This window comes from Streptomyces sp. NPDC058697 (assembly GCF_042715345.1).
Taxonomy (GTDB): Bacteria; Actinomycetota; Actinomycetes; order Streptomycetales; family Streptomycetaceae; genus Streptomyces; species Streptomyces liliifuscus.
Window position 1 is genome coordinate 39540 of record NZ_JBHXSU010000014.1, and the last position, 23415, is coordinate 62954.

Genomic DNA, 23415 nt, shown 5'->3' on the forward strand with positions numbered 1-23415 from the left:
TCAAGGCGCTCAGGCCGGAGCGCCCCCGGCGTGGCGTCGACCTGGGGTCTTTGACAGGTACGCGATCCGTGCTCCATCATCGCCATCATCAATCCACTAGTTCATTAGCTAAAGGGTGGTGATGGAGGTTGGAGTTCCGGATCGACAGGCGGAGCGGGGTGGCCGCCTATCAGCAGATCGTCCAGCAGACCAAGCAGGCCCTGCGCCTCGGCGTACTCGTGCCCGGGGACCAGTTGCCGACGGCCAAGGACGTCGCGGCGACCTCCGCGGTCAACCCGAACACCACGCTCAAGGCCTACCGCGAGCTGGACCGGGAGGGCCTGGTGGAACTGCGGCCGGGTCTGGGCACCTTCGTCCGCCAGTCGCTGGCCCGTCCCCAGGCGGGGGCGGACTCGCCGCTGCGGGGTGAGTTGGAGGCGTGGATGGACCGGGCCCACGAAGCGGGTCTGGAACAGGAGGACGTGACCGCGCTGGTCACGTCCGTGATGGAGGAGCGGTACGCCGAGACCAGGGCGGCCGCCGGGAACGGGGGACACGGATGATGAGCAACGGGACGGGCCATGAGGGCTACTCGGGCTATGGGGGCGGCTACGGGGGCCTCGCGGACGACTCCGCGATAGAGGCCCACGCGGTCGGCAGGAGGTACCGCCGGGGCTGGGCCCTGCGCGACTGCTCCTTCCGGCTGCCGGCCGGGCGGATCTGCGGTCTGGTGGGCCCCAACGGCGCCGGCAAGACCACGCTGATGTCCATCGCCGCCAACCTGCTGGAGCCGACCTCCGGCACCCTGCGGGTGTTCGGCGCGGCCCCGCAGTCCGCGGAGGCCGGCCGGCGTACGGCGTTCCTCGCCCAGGAGAAGCCGCTGTTCAAGCGCTTCACCGTCGCCGAGACCCTGCGGCTCGGCCGCGAGCTGAACCCCGGCTGGGACCAGCGGGCGGCCGAGAACATCGTCCGCGCGGGCAACGTGCCCTTCGAGGCGAGGATCGGCACCCTCTCCGGCGGCCAGCGCACCCGGGTGGCCTTCGCCGTCGCCTTCGGCAAGCGCCCGGACCTGCTGCTCCTCGACGAGCCGATGTCCGACCTCGACCCGCTGGTGCGCCACGAGTTGATGAGCACCCTGCTGGCCGAGGCCGCCGAGCGCGGCACCACCGTGCTGATGTCCACCCACATGATCGCCGAGCTGGAGAACACCTGCGACTACCTGCTGGTCATCGCCGAAGGGGGGCTGCGGCTCGCCGGTGAGGTCGACGAACTCCGCACCGCCCACGCCGTGTTGACAGGGGTCCACTCGGACGGGCGGACACCCCCGGAGGTGGCGTACCACACCGTCGTCGAAACCCGTACCAGCGGACGGCAGTTCACCGCGCTGGTCCGCCCCGACGGGCCGGTCAGCGGCGGCCCCTGGCAGGCGAGCACCCCGAACCTGGAGGAACTCCTGCTCGCCTATCTGCGCTCCCCCGAGGCACCGCCCCTGATCAGCCCCAGCTCCTACGTCGCCCCGCAGGCGGTGGCGGCATGAGCACGATGACCAGCACGGGCAGCACCGGCAGCCCCGCCCCCGCCGAATCCGCCCACACCCAGGCAGGCCGTGGCCGTGGCCCCCGGCTCAGCGGCATGAACTGGCTCGTCTGGCGTCAGCACCGGGCCGCGTACTGGACCCTGCTGGCCGCCGCCGCGATCACCGTCGCGGTGATGCTCTACGGGCGCCAGCAGATGATGATGTACCTCGACGAATACGGCTCCATCGACGGCCTGAAGTCCGGCTGGGAGGAGAAGTTCGACCAGGGGCCGCTCCGAATGGCCGGCCAGCTGCTCGGCTACGCGCCCGTCCTGATCGGTGTCTTCCTGGGCGCGCCGCTGCTCGCCGGGGACATGGAGAGCGGCACCGCCAAGCTGGTCAACGCGCAGTCCGCCGGCCGGGTCCGCTGGCTCGCCACCAAGCTCGGGGTGACCGCGGTCGTGGTCGCGGTGTCCACCGCGGCGGCCTCCGCCGTGTTCACCTGGTGGTGGTCACCGGTCAAGTCGTCGTCGTACGTGCTGGACTGGTCCGACGGACTCGCCTTCGACAGCAGTGGGCCCGTGCCCGTGGCGCTCACCCTGCTCACCGTCGTCGGCGGCATCGCGATCGGCGTGCTGCTGCGCCGGACCCTGCTGTCCATGGTCGTCACCCTCGGCTTCGCAGTCGCCGTGCAGATGGTGTGGTCGCACTTCCGGATGGCCCTCGGGGACGTCGTCACCGTCACGACCAACGGTGTCGGGGGAGACAACTTCCCGAAGTTGCCCGACGGCACCCATGTCGTGGACCAGTCCTACCTCACCGCGTCCGGTGACCTCATCGGCTACGGCAGCTGCAACGAGCCGACGGAGAAGGCCGCCAACGCCTGCCTGGAGAAGGCACAGGTCGTCGGCTGGAACATCGAGTACATCCCGATCTCCCAGATGTCCTCCATGCAGTGGCTCGGCGCCTCGATCCTGCTGGCCCTGACCGCCGGCATCGCCGCGTTCGTCATTCTCTGGGGTCGTAAGCGCCTCGTCTGAGCCGGCGTCTTCGTCCCACCCGATCTCCCTCTCCTTACACGGCCGAGCGGCCGCACCGCCGCTCCGCCGTGCCCTGATGCTGCCCCGAACCGGCGATCACATCGCCATGAACCATGTGAAAGGCCCGAGTTGAAGTCGCACAAGCACAGAAGACGAGCGGTCGTGACGGTCCCGTCGGCTGCCGCTCTCGCGGCGGCGCTCGGCGCCGGACTGCTGGTGAGCACGTCCGGCGGCGCCCAGGCCGCCCTCGCCGATGCCCCCCTCCCCGCCTCCGCCAGGACGGTCACGCTCGTGACCGGCGACAAGGTGGCCCTGGACGCCAAGGGCCAGGTCACCGGTGTGCTGGCCGCCGAGGGCCGCAAGGGGATCGGCTTCCGCATCCAGCAGGCCGCCGGCCGCGCGTATGTCGTGCCGCGCGACGCCGAGCCGCTGATCGCGAACGGCACGGTGGACCGGCGGCTGTTCGACGTGAAGCGGCTGGTCGGCGGGCGCTACGACGACGCCCGCCGCTCCGACCTACCGCTGATCGTCACGTACGACAAGGGCACGTCCGTGTCGGCGGGTACGTTCCGGAGTTCGGGCGCCACGGTCCGCCGGGACCTGCCGAGCATCAACGGCGACGCCGTACGGGCCCGTAAGTCCGAGGGATCCGCCCTGTGGGAGACCCTCACCAGCGGCACCGGCGCCTCGAAGGTCAGGAAGATCTGGCTGGACGGCAAGGTGAAGGCGAGCCTGGACAGGAGCGTGCCGCAGATCGGCGCGCCCGCGGCCCACACGGCGGGGTACGACGGCAAGGGTGTCAAGGTCGCCGTCCTCGACAGCGGCGTCGACGCCACGCACCCGGACCTGAAGGACCGTATCGACGCGGAGAAGAACTTCTCCGCCGCCGCGGACACCGTCGACCGCGCGGGCCACGGCACGCACGTGGCCTCGACGATCGCGGGCTCGGGGGCCGCGTCCCCCGCGGGCACCAAGTACGCGGGCGTCGCGCCCGGTGCCCGGCTCCTGGTCGGCAAGGTGCTCGACGACGAGGGCTCGGGCGAAGAATCCGGTGTCATCGCCGGTATGCAGTGGGCCGTCGCGCAGGGCGCCAAGGTGGTCAACATGAGCCTGGGCGGCACCGACGCCCCCGGCATCGACCCCGTCGAGCAGGCCGTGGGCGACCTGTCGGCTTCCGGCGCCCTGTTCGTGATAGCCGCCGGCAACGAGGGCCCGGACGAAGGCACCGTCGGCACCCCCGGCAGCGCCGCCGCCGCACTCACCGTCGGCGCGGTCGACCGGCAGGACGCCATCGCCGAGTTCTCCAGCCGCGGTCCCACGGCCGACGGAGCCCTCAAGCCCGACCTCACCGCGCCGGGCGTGGACATCGTCGCCGCCAAGGCCGCCGAAGGGAACATGGGCGACCCCGCCGCCGACGGCTATGTCTCCATGAGCGGTACGTCGATGGCGACCCCGCATGTGGCGGGCGCCGCCGCGATCCTGGCCCAGCGGCACCCGGACTGGACCGGCCCGCGGATCAAGGCCGCCCTCACCGCCTCCGCGAAGCCGGCCGGCGCGACCTCCGCGTACACACAGGGCACCGGCCGGGTGGATGTCGGAAGGGCGATCAGCCAGCAACTCACCAGCAGCCCGACCTCGCTGGGCTTCGGGACACAGAAGTACCCCCACACCGACGACCAGCCGGTCACCAAGGACGTCACCTACCGCAACGCGGGCACCGAGCCGGTCACCCTCGACCTGGCCATCGAGGCCTACGGCAACGACAGAAAGCCCGCGGACCAGGGCCTGTTCACCGTCTCGCCGCAACGGCTCACCGTCCCGGCGGGCGGCGAGGCGACCGCCACCGTGACCAGCGACACCCGGGGAGGAACGGCCGACGGCAGCTTCGGCGGCTCGCTGACCGCCACCGGCGCCGACGGCGCCACCACCGCGCGCACCTCCCTCGGCGTGGTCCGCGAGATCGAGTCGTACGACCTGACCATCAAGCACCTCGACCTCAAGGGCAAGGCCGCTGCCGACGCCGCGACGAACATCTACGGACTGGACAACGACGTCTGGACGGATACCGTCGCCGAACGGGACGGCGTGGTCACCATCCGTCTGCCGAAGGGCCGTTACGCCCTGCAAGGGATGTTCTTCACCAGCGGCGACGGCCGGTCCGTGCTGCTGAACCCGAAGTTCGCGCTGACCAAGGACACGACCCTGGTCATGGACGCCCGGAAGACGAAACCCGTCAGGATCACCGTGCCGGACGGCGCGGCCAAGCCCGCGGGCGCGATGTTCTTCCTCCGTGTCAACGTCAACAACGAGCCTTACACCACCGTGTACGACACCCGGTCCCTCGGCAACATCCGCGTCGGCCAGTTCGGTGCCCCGGTGCCCGCCGCCGAGGCGACCGCGATGTACCACGGCATCTGGAACCACAAGTCCGTCAACTACCGGCTGGCCTGGAACCGTACGGGCGACCTGTCCGGTTTCACCAGGACCGTGAAGCGTGCCGAGCTGACCAGGATCAAGGTCGTCGTCGGGGCGCCCGCCCAGGGCAGGACCGCGTCCATCGTCGCCTCGCCGCTGCTGCCCGACGGCTTCTTCAACTTCTACAACACCCAGGGCCGTCTGCCGCTGACCGGCACCGACTACGTACTGCCCAACGGCATCAGGTGGTTCTACCAGGCCAGCCAGCAGGGCGCCCCCGACTCCGAGGGCGAGCCGACCTGGGAGGGCTCACAGGTCAGCGCCCCCAGGGCGTACGCAGCGGGCAAGGAGTACACCCAGCGCTTCAACATCGGCGTCTTCGGCCCGTCCCTCCCGCAGGGCGCCCTCCCGCCCGGCGAGAAGCGACCCGGAGCGGTCCGCGTCGGCGACACGTTCACGGCGTCCGTACCCTTGTTCTCCGACGGCGTCGGCAACATGGGCTTCTCCATCCACACCAAGGCCAGGAGCTCGCTCCACGCCGACGGAAAGAAGATCTTCGCCGTGAACACCCCGCTGGACGGCGAGTCGTACACGCTTCCCGCGGGCAAGCACACCTACAAGCTCGACGTGGACGCCTCCCGCGCTCCGGCGCAGTCCCCGGTCGGCAGCCGTACGACCGCCACCTGGACCTTCACCTCGGCCCATGTCCCCGGTGACAGTCCCGAGCGGCTCCCGCTGACCGTCGTCCGCTACACGCCCCGTCTGTCGACGGCCAGTACCGCCAAGGCCGGTACGACCCTCAGCGTGCCCTTCGCCCTCCAGGGCGCGGCCACCAAGGTCGGCACCCTGCGCAAGCTGGCCTTCGCCGTCTCCTACGACGACGGCAGGACCTGGAAGAGCACCACCGCCGTGAACGGCAAGCTGCTCAAGCTGCGCAGCCCCGCCAGGCCCGGCACGGTCTCCCTGCGGGCCACCCTCACCGACGCCGACGGCAACACCCTGAAGCAGACCGTCTACGGCGCCTACCGCACGACCAAGTAGGGCCCGCACGCACGCCCTACGGCTGAGCGCCTCGCTGGTTCCGGCTCCGGTCCCGATCGGGGCCGGAGCCCGAGCGGGACCCGGCGTCCGTGAGCGCGGCGCCGAGTTCCGCTCTGCGGCGGATGCCCAACTTGCGGTAGGCACTGGTCAGATGGGTCTCGACGGTACGCCGGGCCAGGTGCAGCAGCTCCGCTATCTCCATGTTCGTACGGCTCTGCGCGGCGAGTTCCGCGATCCGGCGCTCGCTGGCGGTGAGCGACCCGGACCCCGTCCGTGCCGTCGCCGCGCGGCGGGCGCCGCCCTCGCGCAGGGCCGCTTCCGCCGCCGCCCGCATCCGGACCGCGCCCAGCCGTTCGGCGCGTTCGGCCGCCTCACGGAGCGCCTCGCGGGCCCGCGCCCGCTCCCCGGCTGCGGTGAGCCCGCGCCCCTGGGCGATCAGCGCCGGAATCAGCTCCGTGTCGACCGGCTCTCCGCCCGGGGCCACGGTCCCGTCACCGTCGGACGCCGCCTCGGCGGTCCCGCGCGGCGCCCCGTCGGATCCCTGCCGCAGGAGCCGTACCGCTCGGTCCGTCAGTTCGAGGCCGCGGCGGCCGCCCGTCGCCGTGCCGAGGACGCGCAGGGCCCGGCCCAGCACACGGGGCGTGTTCCACACCGTGGCGAGGCGGAGTTCCTCCTCGGCCAGGGCCAGCGCCTGGCGGGGCCGGCCGAGCGCCAGGTGGCACTCCGCCGACGCGGTCCGCCAGGGGGTGACGACCGGGCTCACCACGTCCCGTGCCGACTGGTGGCGCCCGCACTCCAGGAAGTCGCCGAGCGCGCCCGCCGGATCGCCGGTGGCCGCGCGCAGCACACCGCGCGCGTACAGGAAGCGGTTCAACTCCCAGGAGTCGTACGGGTTCTGGAGGTCGAAGCCGTCCGCGAGAGCCGCGGCCTCCTCCGTACGGTCCGTCTCGACGAGCGCAATCAGCGCGTGGGCCTGCGCGTTGACCGGGTCCGGCCGGCCCGCGACGGGGCTCAACGCCCCTGGATCCGCGAGCAGTTCGGCGTACGCTCCGCGAGCCGCGGCGATGTCGACCCGTACGTTCAGCAGCGCCAGATGCATCGGGTGCAGCAGGGACGGGCGCTGCCCGGCCAGGCCGCGCCGTACGAGCCGTTCGGCCTCGTCGAGCTGATCGGCCCACTGGGCGACCGCGGCGGCCGTGCCCAGCAGGAAGCCCTCCGCGAGCGGGTCGGCCGGCCGCGCGAGCAGGGCGCGGATCCGGCGCATCGCCGATGCCGCCGAGGTCAGACCGGCCGTCGCTTCGTAGCGCACCAGCAGCGCCTGTCCTGCCGTGCCGACCAGCCCCGGCGAGCGCTCGGCGGTCTCGCGCAGCCAGCGGTACACCTCCCGCCGGGTCCCCGGGTCGTGGTCGGACAGCAGCGCCGAGGCGGTCTGCACCGTGCGGACCAGGTCCGGATGGCCCGTCAGATGCTGGTCCTCCAGGCCGCGCAGCACGTCGATCGCGGTGCGCGCCTCGCCCTGCCGGGCCAGGGCCGTGCCCAGCGCCACCGCCGCGCGCACCCGGTCGCGCGGCAGCCCCGGCAGTCGCATCGCCTCGGCGAGCCGCGGTATCCCGGCCGTCGACCGTACGGTGGCGTACTCCAGCGAGCCCAGTTCGGTGAGGACCACGCTCCGGCGGGCGTCCGGCATCGGCTCGTCGAGGGCGCGGCGCAGGAACGCCACGGCGTCGTCGCTGCGGTCGTCCCGGACGGCCAGGTCCGCGGCGTCCAGCAGGACACCCGTCGCCCACTCCTGGCCGACCGGGGCCGACCGCAGCAACTGCCCGGCCACCGCCTGTGCGCGGTCACCGCGGCGCAGCATCGCCTCGGCCGCCCGGTGGTGTGCCGCCTGCCGCAGGGCACCCGACCAGCTGCTCAGCACCGCGTCCCGCAGCAGCGGATGGGCATAGCGGGGCCGTCCACCGGGGCCGGGGCGCAGCAGACCCAGGCCGGTCATCGCGGTGAGCCAGCCCGGTACGCGGGCGGGGTCGGCGCCCGCCATCCTGGCGAGCAGCTCGGCGTCGGCCCCCATGGGACCGCCCCGGCCGCCCTCGCCGTTCCCGTTCCCTTTCCTGTCCCCGTTCCTGTCCCCGTTCCCGTCTCCTTTCGGGTACTTCTCGTTCTCGTCGTCCTCCTCGTCGTCGTCCAGAGCGGCGAGCGCGCGGGCGACCTCGGTGGTCGTGGGCCCGGCGCTGTCCAGCCACCAGGACACGGCGGCCGCGTACGAACCGGGGTAGAGCGCCGCGCAGTTGTCGGGCAGGGCCGCCGGGGCGTCCTCCGGGGCACTGCCCCCGAGGTCGTCCAGCAGGGCACGCAACAGCAGCGGACTGCCCGCGCCCGCCCGTACACAGTCGTCCACCCACTCGGCCGGGACGGGACGGCCGAGGGCCGAACGGACCAGCTCCGCCGCCGAGCCCGCGCTCAGCGGGGCCAGCGTGCGGGTACGTACGAGGGCGGGGGAGAGCGTGTGCACCAGCCCGTCGGCCGGCGGATCGATGTCGTACTGGCTGCGCTCGGTCACCACCAGCAGCACGGGTAATCGGTCGATCCGCCGCACCGCCTCGACGAACCAGCGGCGCGAGGACTCGTCGGCAAGGTGCACGTCGTCCACGGCCACGAGGAGCGGCGCCTCGTCCGCGTAACCGCGCAGCAGACGCCACAGCCGCGCGGGCCTGCCCCGGTGGGGCGGGGTGCCGGGCGGGTCGGGGTCCTCCCCCGCGGCCGAGTCGAACCCGGGTCCGTGTGCGAGGAGTTGGAAGACCGCACCGAACGGTACGGAGGTCTGGTCCGGCGAGCAGCGGGCCCGCAGGACGCGCATGCCGGCCGCCTCCGCCTGCTCGGCGGCGGCCTCCAGGAGTGCGGTACGGCCGGTGCCGGTGGCGCCGCGCAGCAGGACGAGACGGCCGGACCCGGCACGGGCCCGCTCGGCCTCGGCGGCCACCAGCTCCAGTTCCTCCCGGCGTTCGCGTAGCGCTACGGACATCCCTGCCTCCCTCGTGGCCGTGGTGGTGCGTTCCGCTGTGTGGGACGGCGTGGAGCGGGGGCCTCGTTGCGTGACAAGACCCACGGCCGCAGACGCCGCGCCGCGCTCGACACGGCCCACGGGTGCGGACCGTGCCGCCGATCTCGTGGTGTGTCTCGTGGTGATCCACGATTGCGCCGACCACACGCGTCACAGAAGGGTGGTGAGTGCACGCCTGTCACGGACCCCACGGAGGTGATGGGTACGTGAACATTGGGGATACGGTTGCGCAATTCATTCGGAACCACAGCTTCCGGCACTGACGGGCCCGAGTCCCGCATACCGGTGGCGGTGCACGCATGGGACCCGATCTCCCGCGAGGGAGTGCTCGGCCAGCTGCGGCAGCACCCGGTGATCGACCTCCGTGAGGAGACCGAGACCGGGCCGGACACCGTCGCGCTGCTGGTCAACGACACCTTGGACGAGGCCACGCTCGCCCGGCTGCGCAGACTCGTGCGCAGCGAGGGTGCCCGTGCCGTCCTCGTGGTGAGTGCGATCCGGGAGAGCGAACTCCTCGATGCCATCGAGTCCGGCGCCGGGGCCATCGTGTGGCGCCACGAGGCCACCGCGCACCGGCTGGTGCAGGCCGTCCTCGCGGCCTCGCGCGGCGACGGCGACCTGCCCGCCGATCTGCTCGGCCGGCTGATAGGCCAGGTCAGGTCGCTGCACCGCACCGCGACCGGCCATCCCGGCGCTCCCCCCTCGGGACTCGCACCTCGTGAGGTGGACGTGCTGAGGCTGGTCGCCGAGGGGCTCGACACCGGGGAGATCGCCAGCAAGCTGTCCTACTCCGAACGGACCGTCAAGAACGTGATGCATGGGCTCACCACCCGGCTGCATCTGCGCAACCGGGCGCACGCCGTGGCCCATGCCCTTCGGGAAGGCTACATCTGACCGAACGGGCAATCGAACACGGACTGTTGGGCAAGCCGGTCTGCCCGGCGGCCGTCCCCGGCGTGCCTGCGGAGCCGGTGGCCCGCGGGAGACGATCGGTCAGGACAGCGGCACCGGTGCCGGCAAGGGGCCGGCCGGGCTTCCGGCGGCGACACGGCACAGGCACAGCAGGGCAGGAGCACGACGGTGATCCACGAGGTGGACGAGGTCCTCAAGCGGCTGCTCGGGGGTGGCGCGCTCGCCGGTTCCGGCATCGAGATCTCCTTCGATGCCCCGACCCGCGACTGGGCGGCCCGGCGCAACGCGCCCGCCGTCAACGCCTACTTGTACGACATCCGGGAGGACGTCTCCCGGCGCCAGCGCGGCCAGGTCTCCGTCCGCGACGAACGCGACGTGATCGTGCGCCGCCGCCAGCCGCCCCGCTGGTTCCGGCTGTCGTACCTGGTCACCGCCTGGACCAAACAGCCCCAGGACGAACACCGACTGCTCTCCGCGGTACTGACCACGATGCTGCCGCACGAACTCCTGGCCGCCGACGAACTCCCGGGCGCGCTCGGCGCGCTGGGCCTGTCCGTCCCGCTCACGGTGGCGGGGCTGCACACCGAGTCCCGTTCCCTGGCGGAGATCTGGTCGGCCCTCGGCGGCGAACTCAAGCCGTCCCTCGACCTCGTGGTCACCGCGCCCTTCCCGGCCTTCCCCGAGTACGACGTCGGTCCCCCGGTCACGGAGGGCGTGGTCCGCGTACGCGGCATGGACGGCACGCTGGACGGCTCGCAGGAGCGCAGCCACCGGCAACGGCAGCCGGCGCCCGAGCAGGACACCCCCGCGCAGGACACCGGAGAACGGCAGCAGTGACCACGTACGCCTCCCCCGCCTCTCCGACGGCCGACGCGCTCCTCGTCCGGCTCGCCCGACTGCGCGACCGGGTCGCCGAGTTGGTCGCGAGCCGTGGCGCCGTCGACCCCACGGCGGACGATCCGCTGCGGGGGCTGTACCTCTCCGACGAGGCCGTACGGCATCTGCTGGGGCCCACGGCGGTGCCGTACGCCGATGTGTTCGAGAACGCGGCCGGATTCGAGGACACGGCCGGCTCAGGGCAGGCGGCCGGCTCCGAGGGCACGTATGGGTCCGAAGGGACCGAGCCCGCCCCGGCCACCCGGCTGGAGCGGCTCGCGGTGCGGCTCGGGCTGACCGAGCTGGACACCCGGATCCTGCTCATCGCCCTCGCGCCGGACCTGGACCGCTCCTTCGAGCCGCTGTACGGGTACCTCAACGACGACGTCAGCAGGCGCCGGGCCACCGCCGGGCTGGCGCTCGACCTGTGCGGGCTCCCCGCGCACCTCGCCGAGGCGCGGGCCCGGTTCCATCCGTCGGCGCCGCTGGCCGCGCTCGGGCTGCTGACCGTCGAGGAACCCGAACGCCCCTTCCTCAGCCGTTCGTTGCGCGTACCGGACCGGCTCGTCGCCCATCTGCTCGGCGACGACACCCCGGACGCCGCGCTCGCCGGCAGCCTCCACCCGCTCGACTCGCCCTCCCGCCTGCCCCTTCCCCTCCCCTCGGCCTCGCACGACGAGTTCACCGCCAGGCTGGCCGCCCGGCTGGCCGCCGGCCCCCGTACCGTCTATCTCCGGGAGCACCGCGAGGGCGACGGGCTGGTGTGCGCCGCGGCCGCACTGCGCGCGGCGGGTGTCGGGGCCCTGCACTTCACGCCCGCGGCAGCCGGGGAGCCCGTCCCCGAACTCCTCTCCGACCTCCTCCCCGGTGTGCTCCGCGAGGCCCGGCTGCGCGACCGTGCCATTGTCGTGTCACCGCTGCCGGAGAAGCCGGGCCCGCTGCTGCGGGCCCTGACGGAGGCCGGTGTGACCGTGGTGCTCGTCGGGGCCAGGCCGTACGACCCCCAGTGGTGCGACCGGGACCCGCTGGTCCTCGACGCGCCCCGGCCTCACGCGGGTGCCGTGGACGCCTGGTCGGCCGCGCTCGGCGCCGGGGCGGACGGTCCGGGTTTCGACCTGGCCGCCACCGTCGCCCCGTACCGGCTGGGCGGGGACCGTATCGAGCGGGCGGCCCGCGCTGCCCGGGACCTCGCGATGTTCGACGGCACCGCGGTGACCGCCGCCCATCTGCGGCTGGCCGCGCGGCAGCAGTCCGCGTCCGGTCTTGAGCGGCATGCCCGCCGGATCCGGCCGGACGTCGGCTGGGACGACCTCGTCCTGCCGGACAGGCCCCTGGCCCAGCTGCACGAACTCGCCCTGCGCGCCCGCCACCGCGACCAGGTCCTCGGCGACTGGCGGCTCAGCGCCGGAGGCGGCCGGGGCCACGGTGTCCTCGGGCTCTTCGCGGGCGAGTCCGGCACCGGCAAGACGCTGTCCGCCGAGGTCGTCGCCGCCGAACTCGGCCTGGACCTCTATGTCGTCCAGCTCTCCTCGATCGTCGACAAGTACGTGGGCGAGACCGAGAAGAACCTCGAACGGATCTTCACCGAGGCCGACCGCACGGACGCCGTGCTGCTCTTCGACGAGGCGGACGCCGTGTTCGGCAAGCGCTCGGAGGTCAGGGACTCCCACGACAAGCACGCCAACATGGAGAGCGCCTACCTGCTCCAGCGCCTGGAGTCCTTCGACGGCATCGCCCTGCTCACCACCAACCTGCGGGCCAACATCGACGAGGCGTTCACCCGGCGCCTCGACCTGGTGGTCGACTTCCCGTTCCCGGACGCCGAACAGCGCCGGGCCCTGTGGCGGCACAGCCTCGCCCATGTCCCGTGCGCCGAGGACATCGAACCGGCGGCGGTCGCCCGCGCCTTCGAGATGGCCGGAGGATCGATCCGCAGCGCGGTCGTCACGGCGGCCTACGCGGCCGCGGGGCGCGGTGCGCCCGTCACCACCGCCGACCTGCGGGAGGGTGCCGCGCGGGAGTACCGCAAGGCGGGGCGGCTGGTGCCCGGAGAGGGCAACTGGTAGCTGCCGTCCCATCACGGTCCGGCTCCGCCGGGTGGGTTCGTCGGGTGCGGGCCGGTGGGGGCCGGTCGCGCAGTTCCCCGCGCCCCTGAGGGGCGCGGGTCCGTGTCATCCCGCGCCCCTTGCTTGGGCTCACACCGTGAACTTGACCGCTTCGAGCCACAGATCGTTGCTGAGGGTGCCGCCGAAGATGAAGCCCTCGCCTTCGCCGGGCTTGTCGCAGCCCATGCCGTGCCAACCCTCGTTGTGGACGTGGGTGGTCTGGCAGACGGCGCCGCCGCCGTTGTCGACGTTGACGGTGAAGCCCAGCATGTCCGGGGCGTCCTGCTTGGTGCTCCCGAAGTAGTTGTCGATGCCGTCGGGCGCGAACGACCACGGCTTCCCGTTGTAGTGGCCCTTGCCGTCGGTCGACCCCGGGTTGTGGACGAAGGCGGCACTGCCCGTGCCCTTGGTGCCGGACACCGCGACGTTGAGGGCCTTGATCGCCTTGTTCTCGCCCACCACGCCGGCCGTCTCGCCGTCGCACACCGCGTCCGTCCAGCCCTTGCCCGTCACGAAGACCCGGTAGCAGATGTGCCGCCCGCCCGGGTCGTCCGCCGCGAGCGCCTGGACGGCGGTGGCCGCGGTCTTCTCCGGAGCCTTCTTCTCCTCCTCGGAACCGCCTCCGGCCCCGGCACCGCCGCCCCCGGCGGCCGGCGACTGCGCCGCGGGCGGGGGTGTCGTGGCCGGAGCGGTGGGAGTGGGCGGCGGAGGCGGCGTCGCCGAGGCGCTGGGCGCCAGCGTGCTGACGCCGGCCTCGTCGAGCCTCTCCTTGGCCTCGCTGCGGACCTGGGGCTTGTAGGCGATCCACAGCATCACGAAGGTGATCGCCAACGCCATGAAGACACCCAGAAAGGTGGCCAGCCAACGCGGCAGGAACCCGCGCTGCACATAGGTCCCCTCGACATCCAGCGGCGCAACTCCCGACCGCTGCACGGCGAACTTGTACGGCCGCTCCTCCTTCGACCCGAACCAGATGACCTGCCGCGGCTTCAACGTCGCCTTCACGAACGCCGCACGACCCGGCTCGATCTGCACATTGCTCGGGTGGATGTCGTACGACAACTGATCACCGTTGTCGCTCCCACTGACCGACGCCGTGAGCTTCGTGTTCCCGAGATTGTCGACGGCCAGCTTCGGCCGCCCCCGGAACCGGCCCTTGACGGTGGGCGGAACGAGTTCCGCCCGCACCTCCGTAAAGGGGGTGATGGTGAGGTTGCCCTCGGGGACGGTGACCGCCTCCGGGTGCTCGGTCGGGGTGATCCGTACCGCGTACGGATTCGGCCCCGCCGTCGCGTCCGGCGTACGCGGCGGCGCGAACGTCAGCTCCACCGTGCCCGTCGTCCCCGGATACAGCCGAAGCGTCTGCGGCTCCACCCTCGTCCAGGGGGCGATGTCACCGACGGGCTCGAAGCGGTACTCGTCGACCACGTCACCGGTGTTGCGCAGGCGCAGCCGCACGGTCGTACTGCCACCCGGGTCCACGGTCGTGGAGGCGGGCTCCAGGGAGGTCCAAAGGCTCACGTTCAGTCCTCGTCGGGTTGGATGATCTGCCACTCCTGGTCGTCGGTGACGGTGCAGTTGAAGATCATCAGGGTTACTTCGTCGCGCACGTCGTCGCTGCCCGCGACTTCGAGGCACTTGTTGTCGCTCTTGACGTTGCGGATCCAGTAGGCGCCGCTCTCCTGCTTCGCAAGCCACCACAACTGGTTGTCGCTGGTCGTGCCGTCACAGGTGAACTCCGTGACCTTCGTGTGGATGGGAGCCGCCCCGTAGTTCGGCAGGTCCATGCACAACTTGTCCTTGACGTTGCGGATCTGGAAGAGGTCCGTGCCGCCGGGGCCGCCCTTCTGGACCTTCACCTCCAGGTCCCAGAGCTGGTTGTCGGCGGCGGTCGGATCGCAGGAGTACTGCTGGACCCGGCCGTCCCTCTTGCCCACGCCCTCGCCGGGGACGTCGGCACACAGCTTGGTGGACAGGTTCTTCAGGACGATGTTCTTCGCGGGCAGCAGGCTCTTGGGCTTCTCCTTGGTCGGCGCCGGTGCGGGCTCGTCGTCGCCGCCCCCGCCGTCGGCCGCCGGGGCGGACGCGACCGGTGCGGAGGCCGACGGCGGCGCCGAGGGGGCGACCGGTTCCGGCGAGGCCGAGGGCGCCAGCGTGCTGACGCCGGCTTCCTGGAGTTCCTTGGCCTCGCTGCGGACCTGGGGCTTGTAGGCGATCCAGAGCATCACGAAGGTGATCGCCAGCGCCATGAAGACACCCAGGAAGGTGGCCAGCCAGCGCGGCAGGAACCCGCGCTGCACATACGTCCCCTCGACATCCAGCGGCGCAACCCCCGACCGCTGCACGGCGAACTTGTACGGCCGCTCCTCCTTCGACCCGAACCAGATGACCTGCCGCGGCTTCAACGTCGCCTTCACAAAGGCGGCACGACCCGGCTCGATCTGCACATTGCTCGGGTGGATGTCGTACGACAACTGATCACCGTTGTCGCTCCCACTGACCGACGCCGTGAGCTTCGTGTTCCCGAGATTGTCGACGGCCAGCTTCGGCCGCCCCCGGAACCGGCCCTTGACCGTCGGCGGCACCAACTCCGCCCGCACCTCCGTGAAGGGCGTGATCGTCAGGTTCCCCTCGGGGACCGTGACCGCCTCCGGATGCTCGGTCGGCGTGATCCGCACACCGTACGGATTCGGTCCCGCCGTCGCGTCCGGCGTACGCGGCGGCGCGAACGTCAGCTCCACCGTCCCGGTCGTCCCGGGATACAGCCGCAACGTCTGCGGCTCCACGACGGTCCAGGGCGCGACATCGCCGACCGGCTCAAAACGGTACTCGTCGACCACGTCACCGGTATTGCGCAGACGCAGACGCACGCGGGTGCTGCCACCCGGGTCCACGGTCGCGGACGCGGGTTCCAGGGAAGTCCACAGGCTCACGCCACCACGCTAGGAGTACGTCAGGCGGGGGTCATGAGGCGCAGGGGCACACCTCGTGACCGGCAGGGCGCCGGACGGTGCCCCACCGGCCCGGTCACGGCTCGTTGTCGATGAGGTCGGAGTTGTTGGCCCGGGCCACGAACGCCGTGATGTTGCTCATCAGGCCGAGCACGTAGTCCCACGTCGCGTCGTTGCCGTCGTGCGGGTCACGGGCGTTGTAGTACGCCATCACGTCGCTCTCCTTGTACACGCTGGCATTGCAGTGGATGTACGCGGAGATGCAGTTGCCCGGGTACTTGGTGTCCCACACGTGGTCGGGCCCGGAGACACTGATCCGCACCGAGATCCCGTAACGCAGCCGGTCGATGGGCACATAGAGGCCGGCCAGGCTCTCGTAGATCTGATGGAGATAGCCGACGGCACTCTTGATGGGGTCGTCGAAGCCCTGCATACGGTTGTTGGCACTGGGCGTCAGGATGGTCAGGTTCTGCGCGATACGGCCGTTGCCGCCGAAGTCGGCGTTCAGCAGGTGGCCCGCCTTGAAGCCGATGTTGTACGTACTCCTGGCGTCGTCGATCGCGCGGGGCAGCCTCGCGTCGGCGTCGGTGCCCATGCCGAAGTAGCTTCTCGGCCCCAGGATCGCCTTCGCCCGCTTTCCGCCCGCCTTGGACGGGGACGCAGAGGAGTACTCCGGTTCGGAGATGTACAGCGGCAGGTTCTTGACCTTCTGCGCCTTCTGCCGCACCGGCCTGTCGACGGCGGCCGACCCGCCGTGGTGCACGCGCTGGACGGGGTCGAGGCGGCCCCCGGCGGCGCGCTGAACGGGGTGGGCCAGGTCGGGGGCGCCACCACTGGCCAGCTTCTTGCCGTTGGCGGCGGACCGGCGCTCGAACGGGTCGTCGGGATGGGAGACCTTCGCGCCCGAGCCGTTGTCGGTTCCCGCCACGGGCCCCATGCTCTGCTGGTGGACGTGGTCGATCTCGTGGAACAACATCTCGTCGGTCGCGCCCTGCGGTCCCACGACGATGTCCGAGCCGGTCGTGTAGGCGAGGGCGCCGAGTGCCGCCGCCGACCGCTGCGCCACCGCGTCGGTGTGCACCCGCACATGGCCGAAGTCCATGCCGTACGCCTGCTCCGCCTTCTCGCGGATGCGTGAGTCGAGCGAACTGCCGGGGGAATTGAGGGCATCGGAGACGGACGCCTCCCGCTGGACGGTCTCCGAGGCGTCGCGCTGGACGGACTGCTGCCCGGCGGCGGGCCGTTCATGGGCGCAGCCGGGGCCGTGCTCGTGCCGCTCCTCCTCGACGGCCCGCGACACGGCCGCGTTGCCCGCCAGGCGCTGGAGTGTCAGAAGCCGGTTCGCGGACGCGCTCGGCCCGGCCGGCCGGCGGGCGTCCTTCCGGTCGTCTGCCTTGTCGGCCCGTGCTGCGTGTGCGCGCACCCTGATCCCTTCGACGGTTGGCACTCCAGCGATACCCGACCGTGCCGGACCCCGGAAGGACCTCAGGGGCAGCCCTGCGGGCAGAGCGGACGGATGTGCGGGCGCGAAGGGTCGGTGGACTGCCCCTGGGGGCAAGAAGGTTGCCCCCGGTCGGGCCCCGCAGGACGTTTCGGGGGACGCGCTTCGCGCGTGAGGGTAAGAGGCGTCCTGTCTCGTACCCCGAGGAGAGCAGAGCATGCCGTCCTACCTGTCGCCCGGCGTATACGTCGAGGAGGTGGCCAGCGGCTCGCGTCCCATCGAGGGAGTGGGCACATCGGTCGCGGCCTTCGTCGGACTCGCGCCGACCGGGCCGCTGAACGAGCCGACCCTGGTGACCAACTGGTCCCAGTACGTCGCGGCCTTTGGTGACTTCACCGACGGTTACTACCTCGCGCACTCGGTGTACGGGTTCTTCAACAACGGCGGCAGCGCCGCGTACGTCGTCCGCGTCGGCGGCACCGCCGAGGGCGCGGCGGGAAGCGGCGCCCCGGCCTCCGTCGCCGGCTCCGCCGCCCCGGCAGCGCTCCCCGCGGGCGAGCCGAAGCAACTCGGCACCTTCAGCGTGACCGCCGTCGCGGGCGGCTCGCTCAGCGTCGAGGTCGCGGACGCCGAGGGCGAGGGCCCCGCCGAGCGCTTCAGGCTGATCGTCAAGGAGGGCGACAAGCCCGTCGAGACGTTCGACGTGACCGCCAAGAAGGGCGGCCGCAACTACGTCGTCACGCAGGTGAAGGAGCGCTCCAAGCTCATCACCGTGCAGGAGTCGGCGCCCGCCGCGCAGCTCGCGCGCCCCGACAACCAGACCGTGGCCCTGGCGGCCCCCGCCGCCCCCGCGCCCGTCACCCCCGCCAAGGCGAGCGACTCCCACCCCGGCCCGGCGCACTACCTCGGCGACTCCGCCGACCGCACCGGCTTCGGCGGTCTGGAGGCCGTGGACGAGATCTCCATGGTCGCCGTCCCCGACCTGATGGCCGCCTACCAGCGCGGCGCGATCGACCTGGAGGCCGTGAAGGCCGTCCAGCTCGGCCTCATCGCGCACTGCGAGCTGATGGGCGACCGGGTCGCCGTCATCGACCCGCCGCCGGGCCTGAACGCCCGTCAGATCCGGGTCTGGCGCCAGGAGACCGCCGGCTACGACTCCAAGTACGCGGCCCTGTACTACCCCTGGGTCAAGGTCTTCGACCCGGCGACCGGCCAGTCCAGGGTGATCCCGCCGAGCGGCCATGTCTCCGGCATCTGGGCCCGCAACGACTTCGAGCGCGGTGTGCACAAGGCGCCCGCCAACGAGGTCGTACGGGGAGCGGTGGACCTGGAGCTCCAGATCACCCGCGGCGAGCAGGACCTGCTCAACCCCATCGGCGTCAACTGCATCCGCGCCTTCCCGGGCCGCGGCATCCGCGTCTGGGGCGCCCGCACCATGTCCTCCGACCCGGCCTGGCGCTACCTCAACATCCGCCGGTACTTCAACTACCTGGAGGAGTCGATCCTCCTCGGCACCCAGTGGGTGGTGTTCGAGCCGAACGACCACAACCTGTGGGCGCGGATCCGGCGCAACGTCTCGGCGTTCCTCGTCAACGAGTGGCGCAGCGGCGCCCTCTTCGGCCAGCGGCCGGAGGAGGCGTTCTACGTCAAGTGCGACGAGGAGACCAACCCGCCGGAGTCGGTCGACGTCGGCCGCGTGATCTGCGAGATCGGCATCGCGCCCGTCAAGCCCGCCGAGTTCGTGATCTTCCGGCTGGCCCAGTTCTCCAGCGGCAGCGGTGAGTTGGAGGAGTAGGCCCACCCGCCTGCGCCCGTAACCCTCGCAAGTCTCCTCGTACACCGGCCCGTACGTCTTCTCCTCGTACGCCATTGCCAAGAACCCCCAGAAGGACAGAGAACAGATGAGTCTCAGCCCGGGTGACGCCCTTACCTCACATAATTTCGGTCTGCAGATCGACGGCGTGATGGTCGAGTACCTCGCGGAGGTCAACGGCCTCAGCATCGAGCAGGACGTCATCAAACACCTGTCGAACTCGGCGCAGGGCAGGCCCGAGGTCAGTCTGATGCCGGGTGTGCAGAAGGACGGGCAGTGCACCGTGGTGCGCGGAATGACCCAGTCCCCGGCGTTCACGACGTGGATCAACGACTCGATCGCCGGCCAGATGAGCACGGCCCGCAAGAACGCGTCGATCATCATGATGGATTACCAGAACAATCCGGTGAAGCGGTACAACATGCGCAACGCCTGGTGTTCCAAGATCGACGCCAGTGCGCTCAAGGCCGGCGAGGCCTCCGCGCTCACCGAGACCGTGACCATCGTCTTCGAAGAACTGGTCATCGAGTAATGCGGCGTACTGCTGCCAGGGCGGGCGCGGGCCCGGGCCCGGTCGTGGACCCACCGGTGGCGGGGCCGGAGCAGACCGCTGCGTCGGCTCCGGCGCCCGCGCCTGTTCCCGCTCCCGCCCCCGTATCGGTGCCGCAGCAGCTGCGCACGGAGTTCCCCTTCGAGCTGCCGCGCGGCTACGTCGACGCGTCGGGCACCGTCCACCGCGACGGCGTGATGCGCCTCGCCACGGCCCGCGACGAGCTGATCCCGCTGCGGGACGTGCGTGTCCAGGAGAACCCGGCGTATCTGTCGGTGGTCCTGCTGGGCCGGGTCATCACCAGCCTCGGCACGCTGCCGTCGGTGCACGACGGGGTGGTGGAGAACATGTTCGCCTCCGACCTGGCGTTCCTCCAGGACTTCTACCGCCAGGTCAACGCCGAGGGCCACACCCGCGCCGCCGTGGAGTGCCCCCACTGCTCGGAACCCTTCGAGGTCGAACTCGGCGGGAGCCGCCTGGGGGAATCGTGACGTACGCGACCGACCGGCTGCACGAGGAGATCGCGTACGTCGCCTACCACTTCCACTGGAGCCTGGAGGAGATCCTGGATCTCGAACACCAGGACCGCCGGCGCTTTACGGAACAGATCGCGTCCCTGGTGACGCGGGGCGGGGCGGAGGGCTGAGGGGTGGGGTTCTTCGACCGGCTGAGGGGCGGTTCGGCGACGACGCCTGCGGCGAACTCGGGTTCCGGGGAGGGTGGTTCCTCTCCTACGGATGTGGGTGCGGGTGCGTCTCGTACGGCTGCGGGTGCGTCGCCTACTGGTGTGGGTGCGGGTACGGCCATGGAGGCCAGGTCCGCTTCTGTAGCAGGCTGGGTGGGGTTGCCGCCTATCCAGCGGGCCGCTGTCACGCGGACCGGTGTCGCGGACTCCGGGTTCGGCGGGCGGCTGAGCACCTGGCAGAACCCCTCCTTCACCGGGGCCTTGTCCCACGCCGTACTCGACGGAGCACCGGGCGGGCTGGTCAGGAACGCGCTCACCACGTCGGCGAGGCCCGTCCCCGGACTCGAACCGCCGTCGCACACCCTGCTGCCGGTGCGGTCCGACGAGCCCGAGGGCCCGGCCGACGTGCGCGAGAACGCGGCACCAGTACCGGTACAGCGCGCGCCGCGTCCGGTCACGGCGTCCCGTCCGGTGGGCCCCCGGGTGACACCCGTACCGCCCCGCGCACACCGGCCGAACCCGCTGACCAGGGCACCCGCCACGCCTGCCGTGCAGCGACGGGCGCTGCCGGTTGCCCGAGGGGAGGCCGGGGGCGCCCCCTCTGCGGGGGCGGCGGCCTATGGCGAACGGCCCTCGGCGGTCGGCCCGGCCGCCTCCGGCAACCTGGCTCCGAGCAGTCCGGGCAGCGGCCCGGCGTCCGGTGGCGGTCCGGCGGACGGCTCCAGCAGCCGGTCCGCCGGAGCCGGCGGTACGGCGAGCGGTCACGGCGGCCCGACGACCCACTCCGGCGGCGGGGCGCTCAACGTCCAACGGGCGGCGGCCGGTTCAGGCAGTAAGGCGGTCACGCCGCCCGCCGGCGTGGCGGTCAATGTCCAACGGGCGGCAACCAGTTCCAGCGGCACGGTCGCTTCCGGCTCCGCCGGTACGACGCCTCGCCCGGGTGGACCGATGGCCAACCCGGCCACCACCGGCTCGGCCGGTCCCGGCAACGCGGCGCCCGGGCCAGTCGGTCCGACGGCCGCCCGCGGCGACCAGGCGACTCGCCCAGGTAGGCCGGCGGCCAACCCAGCTGGCGGGGCGGCCGGTTCCACCGGTGCGGCACCCCACACCGGCACCCGCCCGACCGGCGTCGGCGGTGAGGCGGCGGCTTCCTCCGCCGGTACGGCGAGCAGCGCGGCGGCTGTAGTTCCTGACGCCACGCCCAGCGCCGGGCCCGGCAAGGCGGCGGTCGACGTCCAACGAGCGGCGGCGGCTCCCCTTGGCGCGGCCCCGGATCAGGCCGGAACAACGACCGGTCCGAGCCGGGCAACCACCGGTCCTGGCTCCGCATCCGCCAGGCCCGGTAACGCCGTGGTCAACGTCCAGCGAGCGACGCCCGGCCCCGGCGGCACGCCGTCCGAGCCCGCCGCGACGACCGCCGGTCCTGCCACGACGGCCGCCGGTGCCGACAGCGCGGCGGTCCGTGTACAGAGGGCGGCGACCGACCCCAGCAGCTTGCCGACCCGCCCCGCCGGGACGGCCACCGGCTCCAGCGGGACCGGGGAAGGCCCCAGCCACACAGCAACCGGCCCCAGCGGCACGGCGAACGGCCCGCGCGGCACGGCGCCCCGGCCGAGCAGCGCGGCGACACGACACGGCGACGCGGCGACCGGCGTCCAGCGGGCGCCCAGCGACTCCAGCGGCACGCCAACTTCCGCTGCCGGAACGGCAACCGGCCCCAGGGACGCGGTGTCCGACCCCAGCGGCGCGGCTGTCAACGTCCAACGGGCGGCCAACAGTTCCAGCGGTGCGCCGACCCCCTCCGCCGGAACACCAACCGGCCCCAGGAACGCGGTGTCCGACCCCAGCGGCGCGGCTGTCAACGTCCAACGGGTAGCCAACACTTCCAGCAGCACGCCAACCCCCTCCGCCGGAGCGGCAACCGGCCCCAGAAACGCAGTCACCGAACCCGGAGGCACAGCAGCCCCCTCCAGCAGCGCAGCCGCCAACACCCAGCGGGCGACGACCGGTTCCAGCGGCACACCTGCCAATGCCCAGCGGGCGACGGCCGGTTCCAGCAGCGCCGCCGCCAACACCCAACAGGCGACGACCGATTCCAGCGGCACACCCGCCAACACCCAACGGGCGACGGCCAGTTCCAGCGGCGCACCCGCCAACACCCAACGGGCGACGGCCAGTTCCAGTAGCACGCCGACCAACGCCCAGCGGGCAACGGCCAGTTCCAGTAGCACGCCGACCAACGCCCAGCGGGCAACGGCCAGTTCCAGTGGCACAGCCACCACACCCGCCACAACCGGCTCCCCCGGTACTGCCCCCCGCCCCGGCACCCCTGCTCACGGTCCCGTCCGTCCGGGGGTCGACCGCGACCACGGCGGCCCGGCAGCTCACCCGGCCGGTCCGGCAGCCGGGAACCCTGCCGACAGGGCGGCCGCCTCCGCCGCGAGCCGAACACCCGGCCCAGGCAACCCGGTCGCCCCCGCCGCGAACTCGTCTACCTCCGGCCCGAGTCGGGGTGGCCCCGCCGAGCCGGTTTCTGCCGGCACGCCGTCCGGCGCGGGCCCGCGCCCGGTGCAGCGGAGTGCCTCCGGCCCGGCCCGCCGCCTGGGACTCGGTGCGCCGACCTCGGGGAACGTGTACACCACCGGTCCGGCGACCGGACTCCCGGGGCCGACGACCCGGACTGCCGTCGCCTCGGCCACCCCTCCCTCCTCGAACCCTTCGGCTCCGCCGGCCGGCCCGGCCACGGGCACCCCGGCCGTGCAACGGGCCACCCCCGCACCCAACCCCCGCCAGCGCCCCCTGCTCGGTGCCCCCCTCTCCGCCCCGCCCCCGAACACGGAACCCCTCTCCGGGCGTACCTCTCCCGGCAGTTCGGGTGTCGTCGGCGGGCCGCCCTCCGTCCAGGGTGCGGCGACAGCGAGGCAGGGAACGGCACCGGACCGTACGCCCGGAGCACCAGCCACCCAGATCCTCGGCTCTCCAACTCCCGTACAGGCGCCACCACTCCACCACCCTCCGGCCGTACCCCTGCGG

At 72.2% G+C, this 23415-nt stretch carries 16 protein-coding genes; 11 read left to right on the forward strand and 5 right to left on the reverse strand.

Annotated features, from left to right (window positions below; genetic code table 11):
* Positions 1 to 128: 128 nt before the first annotated feature.
* The 4 genes from ACFWXQ_RS29070 to ACFWXQ_RS29085 all read left to right on the forward strand — a co-directional run bounded on the left by ACFWXQ_RS29070 (position 129) and on the right by ACFWXQ_RS29085 (position 5991).
* The gene (locus tag ACFWXQ_RS29070) at positions 129 to 542 is read left to right on the forward strand and encodes a GntR family transcriptional regulator (protein ID WP_383935399.1); all 414 of its coding nucleotides are present in this window, start codon (positions 129 to 131) and stop codon (positions 540 to 542) included.
* Positions 542 to 1516 carry an ABC transporter ATP-binding protein gene (locus ACFWXQ_RS29075; protein WP_383935397.1) on the forward strand — a complete coding sequence of 325 codons (975 nt, stop codon included), beginning with the start codon at positions 542 to 544 and terminating at the stop codon, positions 1514 to 1516. Before ACFWXQ_RS29070 ends, ACFWXQ_RS29075 begins: the two co-directional genes overlap by 1 nt.
* The gene (locus ACFWXQ_RS29080; protein WP_383935395.1) at positions 1513 to 2535 is read left to right on the forward strand and encodes an ABC transporter; all 1023 of its coding nucleotides are present in this window, start codon (positions 1513 to 1515) and stop codon (positions 2533 to 2535) included. Before ACFWXQ_RS29075 ends, ACFWXQ_RS29080 begins: the two co-directional genes overlap by 4 nt.
* Before the next feature lie 162 nt (positions 2536 to 2697).
* On the forward strand, positions 2698 to 5991 hold the full coding sequence (locus ACFWXQ_RS29085; RefSeq protein ID WP_383935393.1) for a S8 family serine peptidase: 3294 nt from the start codon (positions 2698 to 2700) through the stop codon (positions 5989 to 5991).
* Between the two features lie 16 nt (positions 5992 to 6007).
* On the opposite strand, the gene ACFWXQ_RS29090 is transcribed toward ACFWXQ_RS29085, so the two are convergent.
* On the reverse strand, positions 6008 to 9010 hold the full coding sequence (locus tag ACFWXQ_RS29090; protein WP_383935391.1) for an AAA family ATPase: 3003 nt from the start codon (positions 9008 to 9010) through the stop codon (positions 6008 to 6010).
* Positions 9011 to 9274: 264 nt separating this feature from the next.
* Between ACFWXQ_RS29090 and ACFWXQ_RS29095 the strand changes: the two genes are divergently transcribed.
* The 3 genes from ACFWXQ_RS29095 (at position 9275) to ACFWXQ_RS29105 (ending at position 12903) form a co-directional block, all read left to right on the forward strand.
* Positions 9275 to 9943 carry a LuxR C-terminal-related transcriptional regulator gene (locus tag ACFWXQ_RS29095; protein ID WP_383935389.1) on the forward strand — a complete coding sequence of 223 codons (669 nt, stop codon included), beginning with the start codon at positions 9275 to 9277 and terminating at the stop codon, positions 9941 to 9943.
* A 186-nt stretch (positions 9944 to 10129) separates the two neighbouring features.
* Positions 10130 to 10798 (forward strand): DUF4255 domain-containing protein, encoded by a 669-nt coding sequence (locus tag ACFWXQ_RS29100; protein WP_383935387.1) that lies wholly within the window; start codon positions 10130 to 10132, stop codon positions 10796 to 10798.
* Positions 10795 to 12903, forward strand: a complete 2109-nt coding sequence (locus tag ACFWXQ_RS29105) for an ATP-binding protein (RefSeq protein ID WP_383935385.1) — start codon at positions 10795 to 10797, stop codon at positions 12901 to 12903. Before ACFWXQ_RS29100 ends, ACFWXQ_RS29105 begins: the two co-directional genes overlap by 4 nt.
* 129 nt (positions 12904 to 13032) lie before the next feature.
* Here the strand turns inward: ACFWXQ_RS29105 and ACFWXQ_RS29110 are convergent, their stop codons facing one another.
* The 3 genes from ACFWXQ_RS29110 to ACFWXQ_RS29120 form a co-directional block, all read right to left on the reverse strand.
* Positions 13033 to 14463, reverse strand: a complete 1431-nt coding sequence (locus tag ACFWXQ_RS29110; protein ID WP_383935383.1) for a hydrolase — start codon at positions 14461 to 14463, stop codon at positions 13033 to 13035.
* Positions 14464 to 14465: 2 nt separating this feature from the next.
* Positions 14466 to 15875 carry an RICIN domain-containing protein gene (locus tag ACFWXQ_RS29115; protein ID WP_383935381.1) on the reverse strand — a complete coding sequence of 470 codons (1410 nt, stop codon included), beginning with the start codon at positions 15873 to 15875 and terminating at the stop codon, positions 14466 to 14468.
* A 94-nt stretch (positions 15876 to 15969) separates the two neighbouring features.
* A complete protein-coding gene (locus ACFWXQ_RS29120) occupies positions 15970 to 17316 on the reverse strand; it encodes a DUF4157 domain-containing protein (RefSeq protein ID WP_383935379.1) in 1347 nt (448 codons plus the stop codon).
* Positions 17317 to 17551: 235 nt separating this feature from the next.
* On the opposite strand from ACFWXQ_RS29120, the gene ACFWXQ_RS29125 reads away from it, so the two are divergent.
* The 4 genes from ACFWXQ_RS29125 to ACFWXQ_RS29140 all read left to right on the forward strand — a co-directional run bounded on the left by ACFWXQ_RS29125 (position 17552) and on the right by ACFWXQ_RS29140 (position 20343).
* Positions 17552 to 19129, forward strand: coding sequence for a phage tail sheath subtilisin-like domain-containing protein (locus ACFWXQ_RS29125; protein ID WP_383935378.1), 1578 nt, complete (start codon positions 17552 to 17554; stop codon positions 19127 to 19129).
* Positions 19130 to 19235: 106 nt separating this feature from the next.
* On the forward strand, positions 19236 to 19679 hold the full coding sequence (locus tag ACFWXQ_RS29130; RefSeq protein WP_143640089.1) for a phage tail protein: 444 nt from the start codon (positions 19236 to 19238) through the stop codon (positions 19677 to 19679).
* Positions 19679 to 20188, forward strand: a complete 510-nt coding sequence (locus tag ACFWXQ_RS29135) for a hypothetical protein (protein ID WP_383935376.1) — start codon at positions 19679 to 19681, stop codon at positions 20186 to 20188. The genes ACFWXQ_RS29130 and ACFWXQ_RS29135 overlap by 1 nt, the downstream gene beginning before the upstream one ends.
* A complete protein-coding gene (locus tag ACFWXQ_RS29140; RefSeq protein ID WP_186001281.1) occupies positions 20185 to 20343 on the forward strand; it encodes a DUF6760 family protein in 159 nt (52 codons plus the stop codon). The genes ACFWXQ_RS29135 and ACFWXQ_RS29140 overlap by 4 nt, the downstream gene beginning before the upstream one ends.
* 1313 nt (positions 20344 to 21656) lie before the next feature.
* On the opposite strand, the gene ACFWXQ_RS29145 is transcribed toward ACFWXQ_RS29140, so the two are convergent.
* The gene (locus tag ACFWXQ_RS29145; RefSeq protein ID WP_383935372.1) at positions 21657 to 22673 is read right to left on the reverse strand and encodes a hypothetical protein; all 1017 of its coding nucleotides are present in this window, start codon (positions 22671 to 22673) and stop codon (positions 21657 to 21659) included.
* Positions 22674 to 23415: the final 742 nt, after the last annotated feature.